2 protein-coding genes are annotated in these 3,580 nt (G+C 68.7%); both read right to left on the reverse strand.

What is annotated here, in order from left to right:
* Positions 1-307: biotin/lipoyl-containing protein (locus H7F53_RS17495; RefSeq protein ID WP_343062140.1), on the reverse strand; the 307-nt coding region annotated here is incomplete at its 3' end.
* A gap of 99 nt (positions 308-406) precedes the next feature.
* On the reverse strand, positions 407-3,250 hold the full coding sequence (locus tag H7F53_RS17500; protein WP_185680800.1) for a 2-oxoglutarate dehydrogenase E1 component: 2,844 nt from the start codon (positions 3,248-3,250) through the stop codon (positions 407-409).
* Positions 3,251-3,580: the final 330 nt, after the last annotated feature.

The following is a 3,580-nucleotide window of genomic DNA, read 5'->3' on the forward strand; positions in this document are numbered from 1 at the left end:
CAGGGGCCGCGGCCGGAGCGGGGGCCGGCGCGGCAGCCGCCGGGGCGGCGGCCGGAGCCGCCGCGGCCGCGCCGTCCTCGATCATCGCCAGCAGCGCGCCGACCGAGACGTTGTCGCCCACCTGGAACAGCTGCTGGCCCATCACCCCGGCAGCCGGGGCGTTGACGTCGATCGCGACCTTGTCGGTCTCGAGGCTGGCGATCGGCTCGTCCAGCTTCACCGGCTCGCCCGGCTGCTTGAGCCACTGGCCGATCGTCGCCTCGTTCACCGATTCGCCCAGGACGGGCACCTTCACTTCAATCGCCATCTTGTCCGTTCCCATTGCACCAAGCCCGCTCGGGCTGAGCCTGTCGAAGCCCGCGTGACTCACCCTTCGACAGGCTCAGGGTGAGCGGGCGATGGTATCCTATGATTTTGCCTTGCGCCGGATCTCGCCGCGCACCGAGAGCCCCAGGGCATTGCTGACCAGCGCGGTCTGCTCGGCGGTGTGGCGCTTGGCGATGCCCGTCGCCGGCGAGGCGCTGGCGGTGCGGCCGGCATAGCGCGGCCGCTGCACCTTGCACTTGGCGGCGGCGAGCGCCTCCTCGATCAGCGGCTCGACGAAGAACCAGCCGCCGTTGTTGCGGGGCTCTTCCTGGCACCACACCACGTCCTCGAGCTTGGTCATCCGCGCGATGCGGGTGGCCAGCGCGTCGCCCGGGAAGGGGTAGAACTGCTCGATCCGCACGATCTGGGTATCGGTGATCCCGGCCGCGTCGCGCGCCTCGAACAGGTCGTAGGCGACCTTGCCCGAGCACAGCACCAGGCGCCGGGTCTCGGCGTCCGGGGCCGGCTTGAGGTCCGACAGGATCCGCATGAAGTGGCTCTCGCCCTGGAAATCGGCGGCGCGCGACTTGGCCAGCGGGTGCCGCAGCAGGCTCTTGGGCGTCATGATGATCAGCGGCTTGCGGAACGGGCGGTGCATCTGCCGGCGCAGCACGTGGAAGTAGTTCGCCGGGGTGGTGATGTTGCACACCTGCATGTTGTCCTGCGCGCAAAGCTGCAGGAACCGCTCGAGCCGGGCCGAGGAGTGCTCGGGGCCCTGACCCTCGTAACCGTGCGGCAGCAGCATGACGAGCCCGTTGGCGCGCAGCCACTTGGCCTCCGAGGCCGCGACGTACTGGTCGATCATGATCTGGGCGCCATTGGCGAAATCGCCGAACTGCGCTTCCCACAGCACCAGGGTCTTCGGGTCGGCGCTGGCATAGCCGTATTCGAAGCCGAGCACGCCGTATTCGGACAGCGGGCTGTCGTGGACCTCGAAGCGCCCGTGCGGCACCGTGGCGAGCGGCACGTACTTGCGCTCGTCGGTCTGGTCGACCCACACCGCGTGGCGCTGGCTGAAGGTGCCGCGGCCCGAATCCTGGCCCGACAGGCGCACCGCATAGCCTTCCGACAGCAGCGACCCATAGGCCAGCGCCTCGCCGGTCGCCCAGTCGAACCCTTCGCCGGTGCTGAACATCTCGCGCTTGGCGTCGAGCACGCGGCCCAGCGTCTTGTGGATCGTCAGGCCCTCGGGCACCGTGGTGAGGGTGCGGCCGAGGCTGTCGAACAGCTTGGCCTCGATCCCGGTCGAGACGTTGCGGCGCGCGGTTTCCGGATCGGCCGGCTTGTTGAACCCGCTCCAGCGCCCGCCGAACCAGTCGGCCTCGTTGGCCTTGTAGTCCTTGGCGGCGGAGAAGTGCTCCTCGAGCAGGCCGACGAAGGCGCCTTCGGTCTCGGCGAGGAAGGCCTCGTCGACCACGCCCTCGGCCTTGAGGCGGCCGGCGTAGATCTGGCTGACCGGCGGATGCTGGCGGATCTTGGCGTACATCAGCGGCTGGGTGAAACCGGGCTCGTCGCCCTCGTTATGACCGAAGCGGCGGTAGCACCACATGTCGACCACCACGTCGCGGCCGAAGGTCTGGCGATAGTCGACCGCCAGCTTGCAGGCGAAGGTCACCGCTTCCGGATCATCGCCGTTGACGTGGATGATCGGCGCCTGGACGCCCTTGGCGACGTCCGAGGGGTAGGGCGAACCGCGCGAGAACTGCGGGCTGGTGGTGAAGCCGATCTGGTTGTTGATCACGAAATGGATGCAACCGCCGGTGTTGTAGCCCTTCACGCCGGAAAAGCCGAAGCATTCCCAGACGATGCCCTGGCCAGCGAAGGCCGCGTCGCCGTGGATCAGCACCGGCAGCACCTGCTTGTGCTTGCCCGGGCCGATATCGTCGTGGAAGCGCTGGTAGGCACGCACCTTGCCCAGCACCACCGGGTCCACGGTCTCGAGATGGCTGGGGTTCGGCATCAGGCTCATGTGCACCTTGATCCCGTCGAACTCGCGGTCGGTCGAGGTGCCGAGGTGATACTTGACGTCACCCGAGCCGCCCACGTCGTCGGGGTTGGCGGTGCCGCCCGAGAACTCGTGGAAGATCACCTTGTAGGGCTTGCCCATCACGTTCGCGAGAACGTTGAGGCGGCCGCGGTGGGCCATGCCGTAGACGATCTCGCGCACGCCGCGCTGGCCGCCGTACTTGATCACCGCCTCCAGCGCCGGGATCATGGATTCGCCGCCGTCGAGGCCGAAGCGCTTGGTGCCGACATACTTCTTGCCGAGGAACTTCTCGTACTGCTCGCCGCGCACCACGGCGGCGAGGATCGCCTTCTTGCCCTCGGGGGTGAAGTCGATGGTCTTGTCGGCGCCCTCCATCCGCTCCTGCAGGAAGCGGCGCTCCTCCAGGTCGGTGATGTGCATGTACTCGAGGCCGACCTTGCCGCAGTAGTTGCGGCGCAGCGTGGCGACGATCTCGCGCAGCGTTGCCCACTGCACGCCGAGATAGCCGCCGAGGAAGATCCGGCGGTCGAAATCGGCGGCGGTGAAGCCGTGATACTCGGGGGTCAGGTCGGCCGGCAGGTCGCGCTTCGACAGGCCGAGCGGATCGAGATCGGCGGCAAGGTGCCCGCGCACGCGGTAGGTGCGGATCAGCAGGATCGCGCGGAAGCTGTCGGCGATCATGCCCTGGACCGCGGTCTCGTCGAGCCCGGCGGTGGCGCCGGCCTTGGCCGCGCTCTGCTTGATCGCCTCGCGCAGCGCCAGCGGGTCGAGCGCCTGGGTCAGCTCGTCTTCCGCGCTGCCGCCCACCTGCGGCCAGTTGCCGCGCGCCCAGCTGGGCCCGGCCTGCGGTTCATCCTGGCCCATATCCGGGAGAAAATCGTGCATTTCCTGGCCCATAGCACTCATCCTTGGCCCCGATCGGGGCATTGTCGCCTCGGCATCCGGCCATCCCGGGGAGGAGCGGCCGGCCTGTCAGAATGGTCCCGGCGGGCGGGGCCTGGTCATGGTGCCCTCGGCCCTAGCAGCGGTATGGTTAGCCTGACCTTCCCGCGGGAACCGTATTAACTCGTAGCAAACCGCCCGACATCCTCGCCATTCGGGCGGCCCGGGCGGGACGGCCGGGCCGCCCCGCCTGTGGCCGGTCAGACGCGGGTCTTGAGCACCTCGGCGAGGGTTTCGCCGAGCAGCGAGGGCGAGGGGCTGACGCGGATGCCGGCCTCTTCCATC

Source organism: Novosphingobium piscinae (assembly GCF_014230355.1).
GTDB lineage: Bacteria > Pseudomonadota > Alphaproteobacteria > Sphingomonadales > Sphingomonadaceae > Novosphingobium > Novosphingobium piscinae.